The following is an 18,505-nucleotide window of genomic DNA, read 5'->3' as shown; positions in this document are numbered from 1 at the left end:
CAATGCATGGTTCCGTACATCTACGTAAGCAGAACGGCTAAATCAGGCTGAATCCACGAGAAAGTGACGTTATTCGCCACCCGACAGCAGCGAGCCGTTCCGCTTGGCGCTGCGCAAAAGGGCAAGGAATGCTGCAAAAGATGCAACCAGAAGGGCCGCATTGATGGCCAGCGCATCCAGCATCAGGTCGGCGCGAAAGGTGTTTTCGATCAGCAGCGCGCGCATTCCCTCGAAAGCATAGGTCGGCGGCAGCGCCCAGGCGACGTATTGCAGCCAGACCGGCAGCACACTGACGGGATAGTAGACGCAGGCGAGCGGCAGGATCGCGAACATCAGGGTCCAGACGATGCTCTCGGCGCCGAGGCCGTTTCGCAGCACCAGGCCCGAGACAAAGATGCCGACCGACCAGCTGGTGAAGATCAGATTGCAGAAGAACGCGATCAGCGGCAGGCCGAGCGCATAGACGTTGAAGTGAAACATGACCAGCGCCAGCAGCGTCATCGGGATGATCCCGATCGCAAGCCGGATCAGGCTCATCACCATCAGCGACAGCAGAAACTCGATGGGCCTCAAGGGGCTCATCATGAGGTTGCCGATGTTGCGCGCCCACATCTCCTCCAGGAACGAGATCGAGAAGCCGAGCTGTCCGCGGAACAGGATGTCCCAGAGGATGACCGCGCCGATCAGCGTGCCGCCGGCGCGCGCAAAGAAATTGGCGTTCTCGGCGATGTAGAGCTGGAGGAAGCCCCAGGTGATGACCTGCAGCGCGGGCCAATACAGCAGCTCGAGCAGCCGCGGCCAGGATGACATCAACAGATACCAATAGCGCAGGATCATCGCGCCGATGCGATGGACGGAGATGCCGCGGTGGAGGGAGAGCTCGGTCATGACTCTCTCCGGTAGCCCGGATGAGCGAAGCGACATCCGGGGTTTTGCTTAGCGCGTTCCCGGGTGTCGCTGCGCTCACCCGGGCTACGGCAGACACATTGGAGCCCGCTCACCTTGCCGCCTCCTTCACCCCGTTCACGCGGCCGCGCGCGACGTCCAGAAACACCTCCTCCAGCGTGGTGCGGTTGTAGCGCGCCATGATCGCCTCCGGCGTATCGTCGTCCTCGATGCGGCCGCGCTTCATGATGATGACGCGGTCGCAGAGCCGCTCGACCTCGAGCATGTTGTGCGATGCCAGCAGGATGGTGGCGTTGTTCTCCTTGCGATAGCGCTCCAGATGCGCTCGCACCCAGTCGGCGGTATCGGGGTCGAGCGAGGCGGTCGGCTCGTCCAGGAGCAGCAGCTCGGGCTGGTTGATCAGCGCTTTGGCAAGCGCAACGCGGGTCTTCTGCCCGGCGGACAGCTTGCCGTTGGCGCGGTCGATGAATTCGGTGAGATCGAGATCGTCCGCGAGCTCGGCGATGCGGCCGGCGAGGTGCTTGACCGCATAGAGCTTGCCGAACACGGTGAGGTTCTGCCGCACCGTCAGCCGCATCGGCATGTCGACATAGGGGCTCTCGAAGTTCATCCGCCCCAGCACGGCCGCGCTCTCCGCGGGCATCCGATGGCCGAGCACCTGCACGCGGCCGGAGGTCGGCAGCACCAGGCCCATGATCATCGCGATCGTGGTGGTCTTGCCGGCGCCGTTGCCGCCCAGCAGCCCGGTGATGCTGCCGCGCGGCAGCGAAAACGAGATATCGTCGACGGCGCGGGTCTGCTTGTAGACCTTGACGAGATGTTCGACCGTGATCGCCGCGGACGCACTGCGCTCCGCGACAGTCGGCCGACTTGAAGCCTTGTCATTCTCGGTCATGCTGACCGTTCTTCTGCTATTGCGGCAGGGAGCGCAAGGCTTGTAATCCGGTGGTTCCGCGAGCCCAGCGTTTGTGACCTTGGAAGGCACCGCCACATTGGCCGATATGACCGAAATTGCCGCCTCCAACTTCCGCCACGCGCAGCGGCATATCCGCCTGGACACGATCCTGCGGCTACGCTGGCTCGCGGTGCTGGGCCAGCTCGCCGCAATCTTCATTGTGGCGCAGGGATTGGAGTTCAACGTCGAGATCGTCCCCTGCGTCAGCATCATCGCCCTGTCGGCGGCGCTCAATCTGGGACTCCAGACCGCGGCCAATCCGATGCAGCGGCTGGAGCCGATGCAGGCGGCCGGATTGCTCGCGCTGAACATCGTGGAACTGGCCGGCCTGTTGTTCTTCACGGGGGGCCTGCAGAACCCGTTCTCGTTCCTGTTCCTCGCGCCGGTGCTGATCTCGGCCACGGCGCTGCCGGCGCGCTTCACGTTCGGCCTCGGCCTGCTTGCGGTAGCCTGCGCCTCGGTGCTGTTCTTCTACCACCTGCCGCTGCCCTGGGAGTCCGACGATCCGCTGGTGCTGCCGCCGATCTATCTCGTCGGCGTCTGGCTCTCGATCGCGCTCGCGATCGGCGTCACCAGCCTCTACTCGTTCCAGGTGACGGAAGAGGCGCGCAAGCTCGCGGACGCGCTGGCCGCGACCGAGCTGGTGCTGACGCGCGAGCAGCATCTCACTCAACTCGACGGACTCGCAGCTGCAGCCGCGCATGAGCTCGGCACGCCGCTCGCCACGATCTTCCTGATCTCGCGCGAGTTGGAAAAGACGGTGACGGACGCCAGTTTTGCCGCCGACCTGAAGACCCTGCGCGAGCAGACCCAGCGCTGCCGGGATATTCTGAGCAAGATCACCCAGCTCTCCTCCACCGGCGCACCGTTCGACCGCATGAAGCTGTCGGAGCTGATCGAGGAGGTGGTGGCTCCGCACCGCGATTTCGGCGTCGAGATCAAGGTGCGGATCGCGGTCGCCGCCGTGGCCGAGCCCGTCGGCTCGCGCAATCCGGCGATCCTCTACGGCGTCGGCAACATCGTCGAGAACGCGGTCGATTTCGCTCGCACCACCGTCGAGGTGAACGCGTGGTGGAACAAGGACATTATCGAGCTCGTGATCTCCGACGACGGCCCCGGCATTCCCCCTGATATCCTCAACCGGATCGGCGAGCCCTATCTGTCGCGGCGGCGCAGCCAGGATGATGGCAGCGGTGAACGGCGCGGCCTCGGATTGGGCGTGTTCATCGCGCGCACACTGCTCGAACGCACCGGCGCCAGGGTCTCGTTTACCAACCGGATCTTTCCGGAACACGGCGCGGTGGTTCAGATCACTTGGCCGAGACAGCGTTTTGAGGCTATCGAGACCCTCGAAGAAACAATAGGATAGGGCGCGACCTTGCGTCGCACAACGGCGCCGATCGACTATTTGCCGCCTTGGCATCGACCGATTGCGACGCCATATGTAAATGCGCTGGAAAAAGGACAACACCTTGAACGCCATCGCCGAACTGAACGAACAGACCGACCGCTCGCTGCTCATCGTCGAGGACGACAAGCCGTTCCTGGAGCGGCTCTCGCGCGCGATGGAGACACGGGGCTTTGACGTGACGTCATGCGATACCGTCTCGGACGGACTTGCGCAGATCGGCAAGGCGGCGCCCGCATATGCCGTGGTTGACTTGCGGCTCGGCGACGGCAACGGCCTCGACGTGGTCTCGGCGCTGAAGAAGAAGCGCCCGGATGCGCGCGCGATCGTGCTGACCGGCTACGGCAACATCGCCACCGCCGTCACCGCGGTGAAGATGGGCGCGATCGATTATCTCTCCAAGCCCGCGGATGCCGACGACGTCGTCGCGGCGCTGCTGTCGACCAGCGCGGAGAAATCCGAGCTGCCGGCCAACCCGATGTCGGCCGACCGCGTGCGCTGGGAGCACATCCAGCGCATCTACGAGATGTGCAACCGCAACGTCTCGGAGACGGCGCGGCGGCTGAACATGCACCGCCGCACGCTGCAGCGGATTTTGGCCAAGCGCGCGCCGAGGTAACGATGCCGTAGGGTGGGCAAAGGCGCGCAGCGCCGTGCCCACGATCTGTCTGCATTGGATAGAGGTGGTGGGCACGCTACGCTTTGCCCACCTACGGCACCTGCGTTTGGGGCGCCGTTACTCCCAAAACTCGGCGTGCCCCTGCGGGTCGACCAGGCGGTTGATGCGCAAGGCTGCCGCCATCGCGAACCGCACCGTCATCTGTTTGCGCGTGGCCGCGGCGAGCTTGTGCTCGGGCGCTTCGCAATGCATGTGCGCGCCATAGGCGTCGGCGACGATCAGGCCGGTGTCTTGCGGAAAGATCTCGCAGGGCAGATCCTGGGTGAAGGCGAAGAACAGCCGGTCGCAATGGGCGCGGTATTCGTGCCATTTCTGGTCGGCGCGCAGATCCTCCACCGACGACTTGATCTCGACGATCCAGATCTCGCCGCGTTCGTTCAATGCCACGAGATCGGCACGCCGGCCCGAGGGCAGCGGCAATTCGCTGATGCAGGAGAAGCCGAGCGAACGCAGGAGCCGGGATGTGCCGCGCGCGATCGCGAGCGCGGTCTCCGACTGGCGGCGATCGGGTGGCGGCACGAGGGCGATGCGGGCGGTGTTGTCCATGCCCGGAGATTAGCCGATTCCATTCTGCGCGTCATTCCAGGCGGGCATGGCGCGACCGGACGAGGCACGGAACCTCCCCTTCCCCACGCACTTATCACGCAGCCGCCGCACCTCGGCGGAACCACCCGAGGCTATCGGCGCATGATCGACGATCTCTGGTACAAGAACGGCGTGATCTACTGCCTGTCCGTCGGCTCCTATATGGACGCCAACGGCGACGGCATCGGCGATTTCAAGGGCCTGCTGCGCCGGCTCGACTATCTGCACGGCCTCGGCATCACCACGATCTGGCTGATGCCATTCCAGACCTCGCCGGGCCGCGACGACGGTTACGACATCGCCGATTATTACAGCGTCGATGCCCGCTACGGCACGCTCGGCGATTTCGTCGAGTTTGCCCATGGCTGCAAGCAGCGCGGCATCCGTATCATCATCGACCTCGTCGTCAACCACACATCGGACCAGCACCACTGGTTCAAGGAGGCGCGGCGCGACAAGGCCTCGCCCTATCGCGATTGGTATGTGTGGTCCGACAAGAAGCCGGCCAATGCCAACAAGGGCATGGTGTTTCCCGGCGTGCAGAAATCGACCTGGACGCGGGACAAGGAAGCCGGCGCCTACTACTTCCACCGCTTCTACGATTTCCAGCCCGATCTCAACACGTCGAACCCGTACGTGCAGGCGGAAATTCTCAAGATCATGGGCTTCTGGATCCAGCTCGGCGTCTCCGGCTTCCGCATGGACGCCGTGCCCTTCGTGATCGCGACCAAGGGCGCGAAGGTGAAGACGCCGGTCGAGCAATACGACATGCTGCGCGCGTTCCGCGAATTCCTGCAATGGCGGCAGGGCGACGCCATCATCCTCGCCGAGGCCAACGTGCTGCCCAAGACGGACATGGAGTACTTTGGCCGCGACGCCGACCGCATGCACATGATGTTCAACTTCCACGTCAACCAGCACCTGTTCTATGCACTGGCCTCCGCCGATTCACGCCCGCTGGCGAAGGCGCTGAAGGCGACCAAGCCGCGGCCGGCCACGGCGCAATGGGGCCTGTTCCTGCGCAATCACGACGAGCTCGATCTCGGCCGCCTGACCAAGGCGCAGCGCGATGCCGTGTTCAAAGCATTCGGCCCCGACAAGGATATGCAGCTCTACGACCGCGGCATTCGCCGCCGCCTCGCGCCGATGCTGGGCGGCGACCGCAGGCGGCTCGAGCTCGCCTACAGCCTGATGTGCACGCTCCCGGGAACGCCCGTGATCCGCTATGGCGACGAGATCGCGATGGGCGACGACCTCTCGCTGCCCGAGCGCAATTGCGCGCGTACGCCGATGCACTGGTCGACCGAGCCGCATGCCGGCTTCACCAAGAGCGACAGGCCGGCCTGCCCCGTCATCGACAAGGGACCGTACGGCTATCCGCACGTCAACGTCGCCAAGCAGCGGCGCGATCCCAATTCCATGCTGAACTGGACCGAGCGCATCGTCCGCATGCGGAAAGAAGTGCCGGAGGTCGGCTGGGGCGATTTCGCCATCATTCCGGTGCGCGATCCCGCCGTGTTCATCATGCGCTACGACTGGCGCAACAATTCGGTGCTGTTCGTGCACAATCTCGACGAGAAGCCGCGCGAGATCGCGTTCTCGACCGGGCTGTCAGGCGAGGCCGGCAAGCTGTTGATCAATCTGCTTGCGGAAGACCACAGCCGCGTCGACAAGCGCGGCCAGCATCGCGTCGTGCTGGAGCCCTACGGGTATCGCTGGTACCGGGTCGGCGGGCTGGATTATCTCTTGAAGCGGAGTGATATCGACGACAACACGGTGCGAGGGAAGAGGCATCCGGGGTGATCTAGCCCTTCGCTGCCTCCACACCGCTGTCGTCCCGGACAAGCGCACTTCAAGCGTGCGACGATCCGGGACGATAGTTTACGTTGACACCACCACCACTCCCTCATTCCCACGTAGATTCAGCACGCCCTCGATCCGCTCGCCCTCGCGATCCAGGAACGTCGACAGCAAGATGCTGCTGCCGAACTTTATCGCGCTGGCCGTCACCGCGATCGGCTCCGCACCGAGATTGAGAGCCACGATCACCGCCTTGCCCTGGAGCACGCGGCGAAAGATCAGCAGATCGCCTTGCGCCGCGATCGGATGATATTCGCCCGCCACCAGCGGCGGACAGCTCTGTCGCAAGTCGATCAGGCGCCTGTAGAGATTGAGGATCGAGCGCGCATCCGCTTCGAGGTTGACGACGTTGTCACGCACATAATGCTCCGGCAGCGGCAGCCACGGCCGCACCGCGGAGAAACCGCCGAACTGGGAAGAATCCCACTGCATCGGCGTGCGGCAGCCGTCGCGGCCGACGCCGATGCCGGGCACGTTCTTCTCGAAGGGATCTTGGACATCCTCCGGCGCGATGGCCACCTGGTGCATACCGATCTCATCGCCGTAATAGAGCGTCGGCGTGCCGCGCAGCGTCAGCAGCAGCATGGCGGCGACCCGGGCCTGTTCCGGCCCGACGCGACTCGCCACACGCGGGCGATCATGGTTGCCGAGCACCCAGTTCGGCCAGGCGCCGCGCGGCAGCGCCTTCTCGTAATCCTCGATGATCTTCTCGATCGAGCGCGCGCTCCAGAACGTCGAGAGCAGCGCGAAATTGAACGGCATCTGCGCGCCGGTGAGGTCGTTGCCGTAATAGGCCATGAGACGATGCAGCGGCAGATAGATCTCGCCGATCAGCACGCGGGCGCCGTACCCATCGGTGACGCGCCGCATCTGCGCGATCACGTCGTGCACCTCCGGCTGATCAGTGGAATATTGCGTCATGATCCTTTCGTTCGGCGGCCGGCCCTCGACGTAATGAGGATTTGGCGGGTTGTCGCGGAATTCGGCGTCCTTGATCAGGTGCCAGATCACGTCGACGCGAAAACCGTCGACGCCCTTCTCGAGCCAGAACCGCATCACGTCGTAGATCGCGGCGCGGACGTCCGGATTGCGCCAATTCAGGTCCGGCTGCTGCGCCAGGAAGGCGTGATAGTAATATTGACCTGTGGCCTCGTCGAACTGCCACGCACTGCCGCCGAACTCGGACAGCCAGTTGTTGGGCACGCCGCCATCAGGCGCCGGATCACGCCAGATGTACCAGTCGCGCTTGGGATTGTCGCGCGAGGCGCGGCTTTCGACGAACCAGGGATGCTGCTCGGAAGTGTGGTTCGGCACGAGGTCGAGGATCAGCTTCAGGCCGTTGTCATGGACCGCCGCGATCAGCGCATCGAAGTCTTCCATCGTGCCGAACTGCGGCTCGATGCCGGTATAGTCGGAGATGTCGTAGCCGAAATCGGTCATTGGCGAGGGGAAGATCGGCGACAGCCAGATCGCATCGACCCCCAGCGATTTCACATAGGGCAGCCGCTGCAGGATGCCGGCGAGATCACCGACGCCGTCACCGTTCGAATCCTGAAACGAGCGCGGGTAGATCTGATAGAAGATTCCGTCGCGCCACCAATTCTCGTTGCTTTGAGCCATACCGAAAAACCCACCCAAATCTGCGCCGTGCGCGGGAGAACGCGACAACGCCGCCCCGGTTCAAATTGGCAGTCAAATTGGGACGGCCGTGTGACGGTTGTTCCCGGGCGCGGAGACGAATCTTTTGCTTGGCGGCATGGCAAAAATCGGCATTGTGAGGTCATGAGCGAGCAAAACGACACCCAATCCAAGGCGGGCGCGATCATCGTTCCCGTGACGCCGTTCGAGCAGAACTGCACCATCATCTGGGACGAGCCCAGCAAGAAAGCCGTGGTGATCGATCCCGGCGGCGACGTGCCGAAGATCCTGGACGCGATCAAGCAGACCGGTGTCACCGTGGAGAAGATCTGGCTGACCCACGGCCATATCGACCACGTCGGCGGTGCGGCCGACTTGCGCGATGCGCTGAAAGTACCGATCGAGGGCCCGCACGAAGCGGACAAGTTCCTGCTCGACAACGTGGTGGAGAGCGGCGCGCGCTTCGGCATGACCGGCGTGCGCAATTTCGCGCCGGACCGGTGGCTCGCCGAGGGCGGCACCGTGTCGATCGGCGACCTCTCGTTCGAGATCTTCCACTGCCCCGGCCACTCGCCGGGCAGCGTGGTGTTCTTCAACAAGGAACTGCGCTTTGCCCATGTCGGCGACGTCTTGTTCGCCGGCTCGGTGGGGCGCACCGATTTGCCCGGTGGCAGCCACGCCACGTTGATCAACTCGATTCTGACAAAGCTGCTGCCGCTCGGCGACGATGTCGGCTTCATCTGCGGGCATGGCGCAGGCTCGAGCATCGGCCAGGAGCGGATGACAAATCCGTTCATCACCGGCGCGATGTAGGCCCTATTCGGCGGCCTCGGTGAGTGCCGCCGCCTCGCCGAGGTGACGCTCGCCCCACTCCCGGATCGCCGCGACGACGGGCACGAAGCTCTTGCCCTTGCGGGTCAGGCGATACTCGACTTTCGGCGGCACCTCGCCAAAGTCCTTGCGATCGATCAGGCCGCTCACCGTCAGCGCCTTCAGCTCGCGGCTGAGCACGCGCGGAGTGATCTCCGCGCTGCCATTCGTGCCGCGGAGCAGTCCGCTTCGGATCTCGCCATAGCGGCGCGGGCCGTCCTTCAAGTCCCAGACGATGCGGAGCTTGTACTTGCCGCTGATCATCTTCTGAAAGGCCGCAACCGGACAGCTGCGCGCCGGCATTGCCCTTGCCATGTCGTCTCCTCCATGCGCATCCAACCGGCACGAGGATAGGAGCAACGGCGAAAAAGTCCATACTATCAATTTTGTCCATACTTGCAGGTTTGCGCGCGAGCCGCAGATGATGACGCACATGTCGAACAGGGAGCGTCACATGAAGCACTTCATGATCAGATACGAGTTCAGGAACGGCGTCACCGAGGCTTGGCATCAGGAGATCGCCCGCTTCATCAAGGCGATCGACGCCGATCCCGAGCTGAAAGGGCGGATCGGCTATCGCGTGCTGAAGAATCGCGACGATGGCCACTACTTCCACCTCGCCAGCGTCGCCGACGAGGACGCGCAGAAAACGCTGCAATCGCGCGACTTCTTCAAGGCCTATTCGGCGATGACACGGCAAGTCTCTGGTGGCGAGGTGACGGCAACGCCGATCGAGATGATCGACGCAACGGCGTAGCCGCAAACTCAGCTGTCGTCCCTGCGTTCGCAGAGCCGACGTCGGGGCTACTTCATCAACCCCGCCGCTGTCAGCGCGCGCGTGATGATCTGGCCGAGATCGAAGCCACGGGCCTCCCCGCGCTTCGGCTCGGCCGGCTGTTCGGCGACCGCGGCGCGGATCGAGCGGGCGAGATGCGGCGCGGGCGAAAGCGCCGGCTTTGTTGCAGGCTTGATTGCGGCCTTGGCCTCCGCCTTGGCGGCGTCCGCGATCCAGTCGGTGAGGCCGAAGAATTTTGCGATGTGATAGGACGAGGAGATACCGGCCTCGATCAGGAAGGCGCCTTCGACGCCATAGCGTTGATCGTTGTCGGCAAGCCCGAGCGGCGTGCCGTGCGCCATGTCGGTGATGGCGTAGGATTCGACCAGCGTCTCGCCGTCCTTGTTCCACCAGGCCTGGCGCGGATAGCCGTCGACATTGGTCTCCGCCATCGGCACGTCCGGCAGATCGTGCAGATCGAGCCACTGCTTGACGATCTCGTTGGCGTTGCCGGGATTGACGGTGCGGTCGGCGCTGCCGTGCCACACCGACATTTTCGGCCAGGGGCCCCGATAGTCGGAGGCGTTGCGCACGAGATCGCCGAGTTCGCGCGCCGGACGCGCCGGCGAGTGAAACATCCCGTCCAGCGCTTCGCGCAAATTCGAGGCGATGCCATAGGGCAGTCCGGCAATGACCGCGCCGGCCGCGAAGACTTCCGGATAGGTCGCGAGCATCACCGAGGTCATGCCGCCGCCGGCGGACAGACCGGTGATGAAGACGCGCCTGGGATCGATGCGATGCGCCGTGACCATGTGCGCGACCATCTCGCGGACCGACTGCGCCTCGCCGCTGCCCCTCACCGTGTCTTCCGGATTGAACCAGTTGAAGCAGGTGTTGCCGTTGTTGATGCGCTGCTGCTCCGGCATCAACAGTGCGAAGCCGTAGTGCTTCGCGAGCGTCGACCAGCCGGCGCCGAGATCGTAAGCCGCTGCCGTCTGCCCGCAGCCATGCAGCACGACGACCAGCGCGCGCGGCTTCTGCAACTGCGTCGGCACGAACGAGAACATGCGCAAGGCGCCGGGGTTGTCGCCGAAGCCCGTGACCTCTTCCAATGGACTGGACGCATCAGCGCTGCGACCGAGCTCGGCAAAGCGCAGACCGTCCAGCCTCGGCAGACGTCTCAACAAATCGACATTTCTGGCTAACGACACGGCAAATTCCTGGTGGGCGACGTTCAACGTCCAGCCAAACCAGATAGTTGCTGCATTGCAAAATAAAAAGACCGTGGGCTGTCAATCCTACGAAATCGTAGGGATTTCCCGCGGAATTCGCAGGCATTAACCACAAATGCCTCAACTTCGTGCAGAGGCGCGGCGCATCCACGCCAGGAATGCGGCGCAGATCATGATTAATGTCACAAACAGTGCGAGCGAGATCAGAAATCCTGCGCGCGCTGATTGCAAGGCTTCGACAGCAAAGAACGCCGCGCCGATTGCGGCCACTCCGGCCGCATTTCCGATCTGCGCAATGGTGCCGTACATGCCGGAGGCCGAGCACCCACCAGCGGCGGAAAGACTCGATTTGTCGTGTGACGATCTGATGTATCGTGCATGACTCTGAACTCGCCGCCGATGATCTCAGATCGCGCTGTATCGCGATGACCCCGCAGTTAGGATTCGTGTGCTCTTCGCCTCTTTGGGGAGAGAGAAGACGCATCTCGCTTCGCTCTCCGCATGCCAGCATTCCGCCGTGCGGGACACCGCGCGATTGCGTTCGCGGCATCGGGCACGTAGCCTCACCGTCTCAACGAACAGAAAATCAAAGCCGGAGAGAACGCCATGGCGCGCCTGAAGTTCGGAGCCTTTCTTGCCCCGCATCACCCGATCGGGGAGCATCCGATGCTGCAGTTCCGGCGCGATCTCGACCTGGTCGAGCAGTTAGATGCGCTCGGCTATGACGAGTTCTGGTGCGGCGAGCATCACTCTTCCGGCTGGGAGATGATCGCCTCGCCCGAGATGTTCCTGGCTGCTGCCGGCGAGCGCACCAAGCGGATCAAGCTCGGTACCGGCGTGGTGTCGCTGCCCTATCACCATCCCTACAACGTCGCCCAGCGCATGGTGCAGCTCGACCACATGACCGGCGGCCGCGCCATCTTCGGCTCCGGCCCCGGCGCGCTCGCCTCCGACGCACACACGCTCGGCATCGACCCGATGACGCAGCGCGACCGTCAGGACGAGGCGATCGGCATCATCCGCCGGCTCTTCAACGGCGAGCGCGTCAGTGCCAGGAGCGACTGGTTCACCATGAACGATGCCGCGCTGCAGATCCTGCCGCTGCAGGAACAGATGCCGTTCGTGGTGGCCTCGCAGATCTCGCCCTCCGGCATGACGCTCGCCGGCAAATACGGCATCGGGATCATCTCGCTGGGTTCGATGACGACGCAGGGGCTGATGTCGCTGCAGCAGCAATGGCAGTTCGCCGAGGACGCCGCCAAGAAGCACGGCACCACCGTCAGCCGCGCCGACTGGCGCGTGCTGCTGACCTTTCACATCGCCGAAACGCGTGAACAAGCCCGCCGCGAGGCCGGCGCCGGGCTGATGCGGTGGCACAACGAGTATAATGTCGGGACGCTGCAGCGGCCGGGCCTCACGGCATTCTCCTCGCCCGACGAGGCCGTGGACAAGACCGCCTTCGTCGAGGGCGCGGCATCCACCATCGGCACGCCCGACGATCTCGTCAAAACCATCAAGAACGTGATGCAGGTCTCCGGCGGCGTCGGCGCCATCATCGGTTTCGTGCACGATTGGGCCAATCCGGAGAACACGCGCCGGAGCTGGGACATGGTGGCGCGCTATGTCGTGCCCGAGATCAACGGCTATATCGATTCCTTACGAAGGTCGCAGAAATTCGTGATCGAGAACCGCGCGATCTTCGAGCGCGCAGGCCAGGCGGTGATGGCCAAAATCATGGAGAACGAGAAGGCCGCCGAGGCGCTGAAGGTGACCGGCCCCGGCCGCGGCGCCATCCCCGCCGTCAACGCCCCGGATCTGCAGAAAGAGGCGGCGAAGCGGTAGGACACACTCCACTCGTCGTCTATGGTAATTTGCGCCAGCAACCGCCGCATCACGGTGCCCGGATTGTGCTACGCTGGCGGAGCTTGCCAACCGGAGCAATCGTCATGTCGATGCAGAATGTGGCCGCAACGGCGCCCGCCTTCACCGCGCCCAAACGCAATGCCCTGACGCATATTCCCGGCGACGAAGGCTGGCCGATCATCGGCAAGACCCTGCAGGTGCTGGCCGATCCCAAGGGCCATATCGAGGCGAACGGCGCCAAATACGGCCCGGTCTACCGCACCCATGTGTTCGGTGAGACCAATGTCGTGCTGCTCGGGCCCGAGGCCAACGAGCTCGTGATGTTCGACCAGCAAAAGCTGTTCTCGTCGACCCATGGCTGGAACAAGGTGCTCGGCCTGTTGTTTCCGCGTGGGTTGATGCTGCTCGATTTCGACGAGCACCGGCTGCACCGCAAGGCGCTGTCGGTCGCGTTCAAATCAGGGCCGATGAAGTCCTATTTGGCTGATCTCGACCGCGGCATCTCCGCGCGGGTCGCGCAGTGGAAGGCCAAGCCCGGCGAAATGCAGCTCTACCCGGCGATGAAGCAGCTCACGCTCGATCTCGCCGCGGCCTCCTTCCTCGGCGCCGACATCGGACCGGAGGTGGACGAGATCAACCGCGCCTTCGTCGACATGGTCGCGGCTGCCGTCGCCCCGATCCGCCGCCCCCTGCCCGGCACCCAGATGGCGCGTGGCGTTGCGGGGCGCAAGCGCATCGTCGCCTATTTCCGCGAGCAGATCCCGCTGCGACGCGGCAACCACGGCAGCGATGATCTGTTCTCGCAGCTCTGCCGCGCCACCCATGAGGACGGCGCGCTGCTGTCCGAGCAGGACATCATCGACCACATGAGTTTCCTGATGATGGCGGCGCACGACACGCTGACCTCGTCGCTGACCTCCTTCATCGGCGAGCTCGCCGCCAATCCGGACTGGCAGGACAGGCTGCGCGCGGAGGTTCTCGCGCTCGGACTGGCGGCGGATGCGCCGAGTAGCTTCGACGATCTCGAAAAGATGCCGCTGTCCGAGATGGCGTTCAAGGAGGCGCTGCGGATCAAGCCGCCGGTGCCCTCGATGCCGCGCCGCGCCATGCGCGATTTCACGTTCAAGGGCTTTACCATTCCCGCCGGCACGGCAGTCGGCGTCAATCCGCTCTATACCCATCACATGAAGGACATCTGGCCGGAGCCGGACCGCTTCGATCCCTTGCGCTTCACCGAGGAGGCGCAGCGTGGCCGCCACCGCTTCGCCTTCGTCCCGTTCGGCGGCGGCGCGCATATGTGCCTCGGCCTGCACTTCGCCTACATGCAGGCGAAATGCTTCGCGCGGCACTTTTTGCAGAACCTCGAGGTGTCGCTGGAGCCCGGCTACAAGCCGGACTGGCAGATGTGGCCGATCCCGAAGCCGCGGGATGGGCTGAAGGTCAGGGTGAAGGCGGTCTAGCACCGCTCCCGTAGCGTGGGTTAGCCTTGCGGCTGCGCGAAGCGCAGTCCGCTAGGCGTAACCCACCTCTTTGCTTTCCGCTTGGATAGAGAAGTGGTGGGTTACGCCGGCGACTGCGCTTGGCGCAGCCGCCGTCTAACCCATCCTACGGCACCGTCCCCCGAGCCCCTACGCCCCCTGATCGAACGCCTTGCGCAAGGCCACATAGCCCTGCTGCTGCTGGCTCCAATTGCGGCCGCCGGTCATGGCGCCGTCGACGACGAGGTCGTGGCCGTTGATGAAGCTGGATTCGTCGCTGGCCAGGAACACCGCGGCGTGGGCGATGTCATCGGGCAGGCCGGCACGCGGGATCGGCTGCGCGGTCTTGTAGACCTCGCGCATCACCGCCGGCGTCTTCTCCGCGGCGTCGGTCGAGAGCCCGAGCGCCTTGCCGAAAATGCCTGTCGCGATTGCGCCGGGCGAAATCGCGTTGACGCGAACATTGGACTCGCCGAGCTCCATCGCCACGCATTTGGTGAGATGAATCACCGCCGCCTTGGCCGCGCTGTAGACCATCGAGGACGAGAACCCGGCGAGGCGTCCGGCAATGCTGCCATTGTTGATGATGCTGCCGCTCCCTTGCTTCTTCATGTAGGGCGCGGCGTGCTTCATGCCGAGCATGACGCTGCGCACCAGCGTCGCCATTGCCGCGTCGAACCGCTCGACCTCGAGACCCTCGATGCCACCGGTCTGCGCCGGACCGCCGGCATTGTTGAACAGGCAGTCGATCCGGCCGAACTTGTCCACGGCCAGCGCGATCAGCGCCTGCATCTGCGCTTCGACCGTGACGTCGGTCTGACGGAAGATGCAACTCTCCCCGAGCTGCTTCGCCAGCGCCTCGCCTTCCGGTGCACGCCGGCCCGCGATCACAATTTTGGCACCTTCGGCAACGAAGACTTCCGCAGTGCGCAATCCGATCCCGCTCGTCGCCCCCGTGATCACCGCAACCTTGCCGTCCAGCCTGCCCATGGAATGTTCCTGTTTTCGAACGATTTGATGCCAAATGGCGAACATCGGCCGCTGCCATCGCAGCAGTGGCCACTATCCCTGCCTGCCTCCGCCAAGGCAAGCTATGCTTGTGCGGACGGGATGCGTAACATCCTTACGGGTCGCTCGATTTTCGGACGCCTATCGCAACTGGGCTGCGCATGGGGAAGCTGATCGACGAATTCCGCAGGGGTTGGCAGGGTACGGCGCCGCCATCGCTCGGCTTGAGTATTACGTTTGCGGTGGCCTGCCTGCTGGTTGCGACGCTGGCGCGCTGGGGTCTCGCGCATGTGCGGCCCGACGTTTACTTCACCCCCTACTTTCCGGCCGTGTTCTTTGCCGCCGCGTTCGGAGGCTTCCGGATCGGAATCGTGACGGCGCTGATCGGCGGCGTGCTCGGCGTGGTCGTGAATTTCGGCGATGCCTTTGCCGATCGCGCGCGGTTTGCTCTGCTCACACTCTATTGGGCGGTCTGTGCGCTCACCATCTGGGGCGTCGAGCACTATCGCACCTTGCTGGCGGAGCAGCGCCGGATCTCCAAGCGCCTGATCGAGGAAGAGGACTATCGCAAGCTGCTGGTCGACGAGCTCCAGCACCGGCTGAAGAACAAGCTGTCGACGGTGCATGCCGTGGTGCACCAGGTGCTGCATGACCAGCCGCAGGTCTGGGCCCGGGTCGATCCGCGGTTGCGCTCGCTGGCGGCGACCGACGATTTGATCTCGCGGATCGACAAGGCCGGCTGCGACATCCGCGATCTCCTGATCGCGGAGCTCGGCCCCTACGGCCATGTCCGCTTCACGCTCAACGGCGAACGACTGTTCCTGCCGGCGAAGCTCGCGGTCACGCTGTCATTGATGTTTCACGAGCTCGCCACCAACGCAGGCAAATATGGCGCGTTCTCCGCGCCTCGTGGCCTCTTACAGGTGTCGTGGACCGTCAGCGACGACCGCCTGACCATCACCTGGGACGAAACCGAGGGGCCGAGCGTGGACAAGGTGTCCGAGCCGGGCTTCGGCACCAAGCTGCTGAAATCGGCACTGTCGGCCTTCGATGGCAAAACCGAGATCTCTTATTTGAAGACCGGGCTGCATTGCATCATGCAGTGCCGAATCCCGCGAAGCGAATAGCGTCGCGCGCCAAAGCGCACCCGCGCCCCCCTGCAGTTTCGCATGCGCTGTTGACCCTCTGTTAATGACGATCGCCAGCGCGTCGCATCGCCGCAAGTTTTCTCCAAACACCACCGTATTTCTCCGGACCCCTTAACCAAACTTAAGAGGGAACCACGCAAGATCGCGTCCATTGCAAAACGCGCTGAAACAACAAGATTCATGACGTCTATGAACGACAACAGATATTCCGGCGCGAGTGAAGCCGAGCTCGGTTTTCTCAAGGAAATCGTTAGAATGCTGCCGGCCGGCCTGACCGTGCAGGACGCGCATGGCGAGCTTCTGCTGGTTAACGACGCCGCGGCCGCGCAGCTCGGCATGGACGGCAGCCGACCCTCACCCGATCTGGCGCCGCGCCGCGAAGCCTGCCGCAAGGCTCTGAGCGCCGGCCAGCCTGTCGTCACCGAGGAGGCGCTGCACGGCGGCACCGCACGCCAGGTGCTGCTCACCACCCATCGTCCCGTTCGCCTCGCCGGACGCGAGCTCCTGATCTCGGCGTCCTCCGACATCACCGAGCAGAAGAATTTCGAGGACCAGCTATTCCGGTCGGCCTATTTCGACGAGTTGACCGGACTGCCCTCGCGGCGCGTGATCGAACATCGCGCCAATAGTCTGCTTGCGGAGAAGCGCGGCGGCGAGCGCTTCGCGCTGGCCTTTCTCGACGTCGACAATTTCAAGCACATCAACGACTATTATGGCCATGCCGTCGGCGATGCGCTGCTGGTCGAGCTGTCGAAGCGGCTCGGTCGCGACCTGCGTGATTCCGATATGCTGTCGCGCATCTCCGGCGACGAATTCCTGCTGCTGCTGTCGCCGATCCAGAGCCAGGACGAGGTCGCCGAATTCATGCAGTCGACGCTGGAGCGGCTGACCGCGCCGTTCTTCATCGACAATTCGGAAGTCTTCGCCTCCACCTCGGTCGGCATCAGCCTCTATCCCGATCACGGAAGCAGCTTCGAGACGCTGCGCCAGAACGCCGACGTCGCGATGTACCGCATCAAGAACGGCGGCAAGGGATCGGCCGCCTTCTTCGATTCCAGCATGGAGCGCGAGGCGCAGGCGCGGATGAAGGTCGAGCAGTCGCTGCGGCTCGCCATACTGGAAAAGCGCTTCTGCTGCGCCTTCCAGTCCAAGGTCGACATCCGCACCCACGCCGTGAAGGGCATCGAGGCATTGGTGCGCCTGCGCGACGACGAAGGCGTGATTCAGGCACCCGGCTCGTTCATCAATCTCGCCAGCGAGCTCGGCCTGATCGACGAGCTGACTCACCTCGTCCTCGCCGAGATCGTCAAGTCGATCGACCTGATCAACGAGACGTTCGGCGCGGAAGCCACCATCAGCATCAACGTCGCCGCCAAGCAGGCCAGCAATTCCGAATTCATGCGCAGCTTCGCGCGGGCGCTGGAGGAGACCGGCTTTCCCAACCGCTTCATGATCGAGCTGACGGAAGATGCCTTCGTCGCCCAGAATCATTTCCAGGACGAGATCCTGCCGACGTTCCGCAAGCTCGGCGTCGGCATCTCGATCGACGATTTCGGCACCGGCTATTCCTCGCTCTCGGCGCTGGCCGACATCACCGCCGACGAGATCAAGATCGACCGCTCCTTCATCACCGACATTCACAAGCGCCCGCGCAGCCAGGGCATTTTGCGCGCGATCGAATCCTTGAGCGAAGCGCTCGGCATGACCGTGATTGCCGAAGGCCTCGAATCCTACGAGGAGCTCGCTTATCTGCAGGCCGCGACCAAGATCCGCTACGCCCAGGGCTATTACTTCTCCCGGCCGATCTTCCTGGAGGAGCTGAAGCTCGCAACGCCGCTCTCCAGCGAAGCGCGGGCGAGCGTCGCGAGCCGCCCGCATCAGCAGAACCGCCAGGGCTATTCGCGCGCGAGCGGGTATCGAAGGTAGGGCGAAAGCGGCGCAACACATCCCGCTGTCGTCCCGAGCAAGCGTAAGCGCGGACCCGGGACCCATACCCACAGTCCGTAGGGTGGGCAAAGCGACTTGTCCGCCATAGCTCGAAGAGCGACGGCGGAAGCGTGCCCACGTATCTTTCGCGGCCGAGAGAGATCGTGGGCACGG

General features: G+C 63.9%; 17 protein-coding genes. 9 read left to right on the top strand and 8 right to left on the bottom strand.

The genetic code is table 11. The features are described from left to right. Nucleotides 1-69 precede the first annotated feature (69 nt). Together IVA79_RS32410 and IVA79_RS32405 are read right to left on the bottom strand one after the other, a co-directional pair. Nucleotides 70-888 carry an ABC transporter permease gene (locus tag IVA79_RS32410; RefSeq protein WP_247560825.1) on the bottom strand — a complete coding sequence of 273 codons (819 nt, stop codon included), beginning with the start codon at nt 886-888 and terminating at the stop codon, nt 70-72. 109 nt (nt 889-997) lie between these two features. After that, nucleotides 998-1,801, bottom strand: coding sequence for an ABC transporter ATP-binding protein (locus IVA79_RS32405; protein ID WP_247560823.1), 804 nt, complete (start codon nt 1,799-1,801; stop codon nt 998-1,000). A 106-nt stretch (nt 1,802-1,907) separates the two neighbouring features. Here IVA79_RS32405 and IVA79_RS32400 point away from each other — a divergent pair, with 106 nt between their 5' ends. After that, on the top strand, nt 1,908-3,230 hold the full coding sequence (locus IVA79_RS32400) for an ActS/PrrB/RegB family redox-sensitive histidine kinase (RefSeq protein ID WP_247561528.1): 1,323 nt from the start codon (nt 1,908-1,910) through the stop codon (nt 3,228-3,230). A 103-nt stretch (nt 3,231-3,333) separates the two neighbouring features. Then, entirely contained in the window at nt 3,334-3,888 is a 555-nt protein-coding gene (locus IVA79_RS32395; protein WP_276577546.1) for an ActR/PrrA/RegA family redox response regulator transcription factor, read from the top strand. A 117-nt stretch (nt 3,889-4,005) separates the two neighbouring features. Here IVA79_RS32395 and IVA79_RS32390 read toward each other — a convergent pair whose 3' ends face one another. Then, a complete protein-coding gene (locus IVA79_RS32390) occupies nt 4,006-4,494 on the bottom strand; it encodes an MmcB family DNA repair protein (protein WP_247560819.1) in 489 nt (162 codons plus the stop codon). A 141-nt stretch (nt 4,495-4,635) separates the two neighbouring features. Between IVA79_RS32390 and IVA79_RS32385 the strand changes: the two genes are divergently transcribed. Further along, on the top strand, nt 4,636-6,336 hold the full coding sequence (locus tag IVA79_RS32385) for an alpha-amylase family protein (protein ID WP_247560816.1): 1,701 nt from the start codon (nt 4,636-4,638) through the stop codon (nt 6,334-6,336). A gap of 78 nt (nt 6,337-6,414) precedes the next feature. Here the strand turns inward: IVA79_RS32385 and IVA79_RS32380 are convergent, their stop codons facing one another. Beyond that, nucleotides 6,415-8,013 carry an alpha-amylase family glycosyl hydrolase gene (locus IVA79_RS32380; protein ID WP_247560814.1) on the bottom strand — a complete coding sequence of 533 codons (1,599 nt, stop codon included), beginning with the start codon at nt 8,011-8,013 and terminating at the stop codon, nt 6,415-6,417. 162 nt (nt 8,014-8,175) lie between these two features. On the opposite strand from IVA79_RS32380, the gene IVA79_RS32375 reads away from it, so the two are divergent. Further along, the gene (locus tag IVA79_RS32375) at nt 8,176-8,844 is read left to right on the top strand and encodes an MBL fold metallo-hydrolase (RefSeq protein ID WP_247560812.1); all 669 of its coding nucleotides are present in this window, start codon (nt 8,176-8,178) and stop codon (nt 8,842-8,844) included. 3 nt (nt 8,845-8,847) lie between these two features. Here IVA79_RS32375 and IVA79_RS32370 read toward each other — a convergent pair whose 3' ends face one another. After that, the gene (locus tag IVA79_RS32370; RefSeq protein ID WP_247560809.1) at nt 8,848-9,216 is read right to left on the bottom strand and encodes a helix-turn-helix domain-containing protein; all 369 of its coding nucleotides are present in this window, start codon (nt 9,214-9,216) and stop codon (nt 8,848-8,850) included. A 139-nt stretch (nt 9,217-9,355) separates the two neighbouring features. On the opposite strand from IVA79_RS32370, the gene IVA79_RS32365 reads away from it, so the two are divergent. Continuing rightward, entirely contained in the window at nt 9,356-9,658 is a 303-nt protein-coding gene (locus IVA79_RS32365; RefSeq protein WP_247560807.1) for a hypothetical protein, read from the top strand. 47 nt (nt 9,659-9,705) lie between these two features. Here the strand turns inward: IVA79_RS32365 and IVA79_RS32360 are convergent, their stop codons facing one another. Next, nucleotides 9,706-10,887 carry a PHB depolymerase family esterase gene (locus tag IVA79_RS32360; protein WP_247560805.1) on the bottom strand — a complete coding sequence of 394 codons (1,182 nt, stop codon included), beginning with the start codon at nt 10,885-10,887 and terminating at the stop codon, nt 9,706-9,708. A 141-nt stretch (nt 10,888-11,028) separates the two neighbouring features. Next, nucleotides 11,029-11,217 (bottom strand): hypothetical protein, encoded by a 189-nt coding sequence (locus tag IVA79_RS32355; protein WP_247560803.1) that lies wholly within the window; start codon nt 11,215-11,217, stop codon nt 11,029-11,031. Between the two features lie 297 nt (nt 11,218-11,514). Here IVA79_RS32355 and IVA79_RS32350 point away from each other — a divergent pair, with 297 nt between their 5' ends. Together IVA79_RS32350 and IVA79_RS32345 are read left to right on the top strand one after the other, a co-directional pair. Then, entirely contained in the window at nt 11,515-12,750 is a 1,236-nt protein-coding gene (locus IVA79_RS32350; protein ID WP_247560801.1) for an LLM class flavin-dependent oxidoreductase, read from the top strand. Between the two features lie 104 nt (nt 12,751-12,854). Next, nucleotides 12,855-14,231 (top strand): cytochrome P450, encoded by a 1,377-nt coding sequence (locus tag IVA79_RS32345; RefSeq protein WP_247560798.1) that lies wholly within the window; start codon nt 12,855-12,857, stop codon nt 14,229-14,231. A gap of 168 nt (nt 14,232-14,399) precedes the next feature. Here IVA79_RS32345 and IVA79_RS32340 read toward each other — a convergent pair whose 3' ends face one another. Continuing rightward, nucleotides 14,400-15,239, bottom strand: a complete 840-nt coding sequence (locus IVA79_RS32340) for a glucose 1-dehydrogenase (RefSeq protein WP_247560786.1) — start codon at nt 15,237-15,239, stop codon at nt 14,400-14,402. 179 nt (nt 15,240-15,418) lie between these two features. Here IVA79_RS32340 and IVA79_RS32335 point away from each other — a divergent pair, with 179 nt between their 5' ends. Further along, nucleotides 15,419-16,384 (top strand): sensor histidine kinase, encoded by a 966-nt coding sequence (locus IVA79_RS32335; protein ID WP_247560784.1) that lies wholly within the window; start codon nt 15,419-15,421, stop codon nt 16,382-16,384. Between the two features lie 210 nt (nt 16,385-16,594). Beyond that, nucleotides 16,595-18,331, top strand: coding sequence for an EAL domain-containing protein (locus IVA79_RS32330; RefSeq protein WP_247560782.1), 1,737 nt, complete (start codon nt 16,595-16,597; stop codon nt 18,329-18,331). Nucleotides 18,332-18,505 lie beyond the last annotated feature (174 nt).

Origin of the sequence: Bradyrhizobium sp. 138 (assembly GCF_023074075.1) — a bacterium.
Taxonomy (GTDB): Bacteria; Pseudomonadota; Alphaproteobacteria; order Rhizobiales; family Xanthobacteraceae; genus Bradyrhizobium.
This window is presented reverse-complemented; position numbering and strand designations above follow the sequence as displayed.

What these genes read in the sequence shown, in the direction of transcription:
- IVA79_RS32375 (WP_247560812.1), top strand. Translation starts at nt 8,176, where the DNA reads ATGAGCGAGCAAAACGACACCCAATCCAAGGCGGGCGCGATCATCGTT.
- IVA79_RS32335 (WP_247560784.1), top strand. Translation starts at nt 15,419, where the DNA reads ATGGGGAAGCTGATCGACGAATTCCGCAGGGGTTGGCAGGGTACGGCG.
- IVA79_RS32365 (WP_247560807.1), top strand. Translation starts at nt 9,356, where the DNA reads ATGAAGCACTTCATGATCAGATACGAGTTCAGGAACGGCGTCACCGAG.
- IVA79_RS32410 (WP_247560825.1), bottom strand. Translation starts at nt 888, where the DNA reads ATGACCGAGCTCTCCCTCCACCGCGGCATCTCCGTCCATCGCATCGGC.
- IVA79_RS32350 (WP_247560801.1), top strand. Translation starts at nt 11,515, where the DNA reads ATGGCGCGCCTGAAGTTCGGAGCCTTTCTTGCCCCGCATCACCCGATC.
- IVA79_RS32405 (WP_247560823.1), bottom strand. Translation starts at nt 1,801, where the DNA reads ATGACCGAGAATGACAAGGCTTCAAGTCGGCCGACTGTCGCGGAGCGC.
- IVA79_RS32355 (WP_247560803.1), bottom strand. Translation starts at nt 11,217, where the DNA reads ATGTACGGCACCATTGCGCAGATCGGAAATGCGGCCGGAGTGGCCGCA.
- IVA79_RS32340 (WP_247560786.1), bottom strand. Translation starts at nt 15,239, where the DNA reads ATGGGCAGGCTGGACGGCAAGGTTGCGGTGATCACGGGGGCGACGAGC.
- IVA79_RS32385 (WP_247560816.1), top strand. Translation starts at nt 4,636, where the DNA reads ATGATCGACGATCTCTGGTACAAGAACGGCGTGATCTACTGCCTGTCC.
- IVA79_RS32400 (WP_247561528.1), top strand. Translation starts at nt 1,908, where the DNA reads ATGACCGAAATTGCCGCCTCCAACTTCCGCCACGCGCAGCGGCATATC.
- IVA79_RS32380 (WP_247560814.1), bottom strand. Translation starts at nt 8,013, where the DNA reads ATGGCTCAAAGCAACGAGAATTGGTGGCGCGACGGAATCTTCTATCAG.
- IVA79_RS32390 (WP_247560819.1), bottom strand. Translation starts at nt 4,494, where the DNA reads ATGGACAACACCGCCCGCATCGCCCTCGTGCCGCCACCCGATCGCCGC.
- IVA79_RS32345 (WP_247560798.1), top strand. Translation starts at nt 12,855, where the DNA reads ATGTCGATGCAGAATGTGGCCGCAACGGCGCCCGCCTTCACCGCGCCC.
- IVA79_RS32370 (WP_247560809.1), bottom strand. Translation starts at nt 9,216, where the DNA reads ATGGCAAGGGCAATGCCGGCGCGCAGCTGTCCGGTTGCGGCCTTTCAG.
- IVA79_RS32330 (WP_247560782.1), top strand. Translation starts at nt 16,595, where the DNA reads ATGAACGACAACAGATATTCCGGCGCGAGTGAAGCCGAGCTCGGTTTT.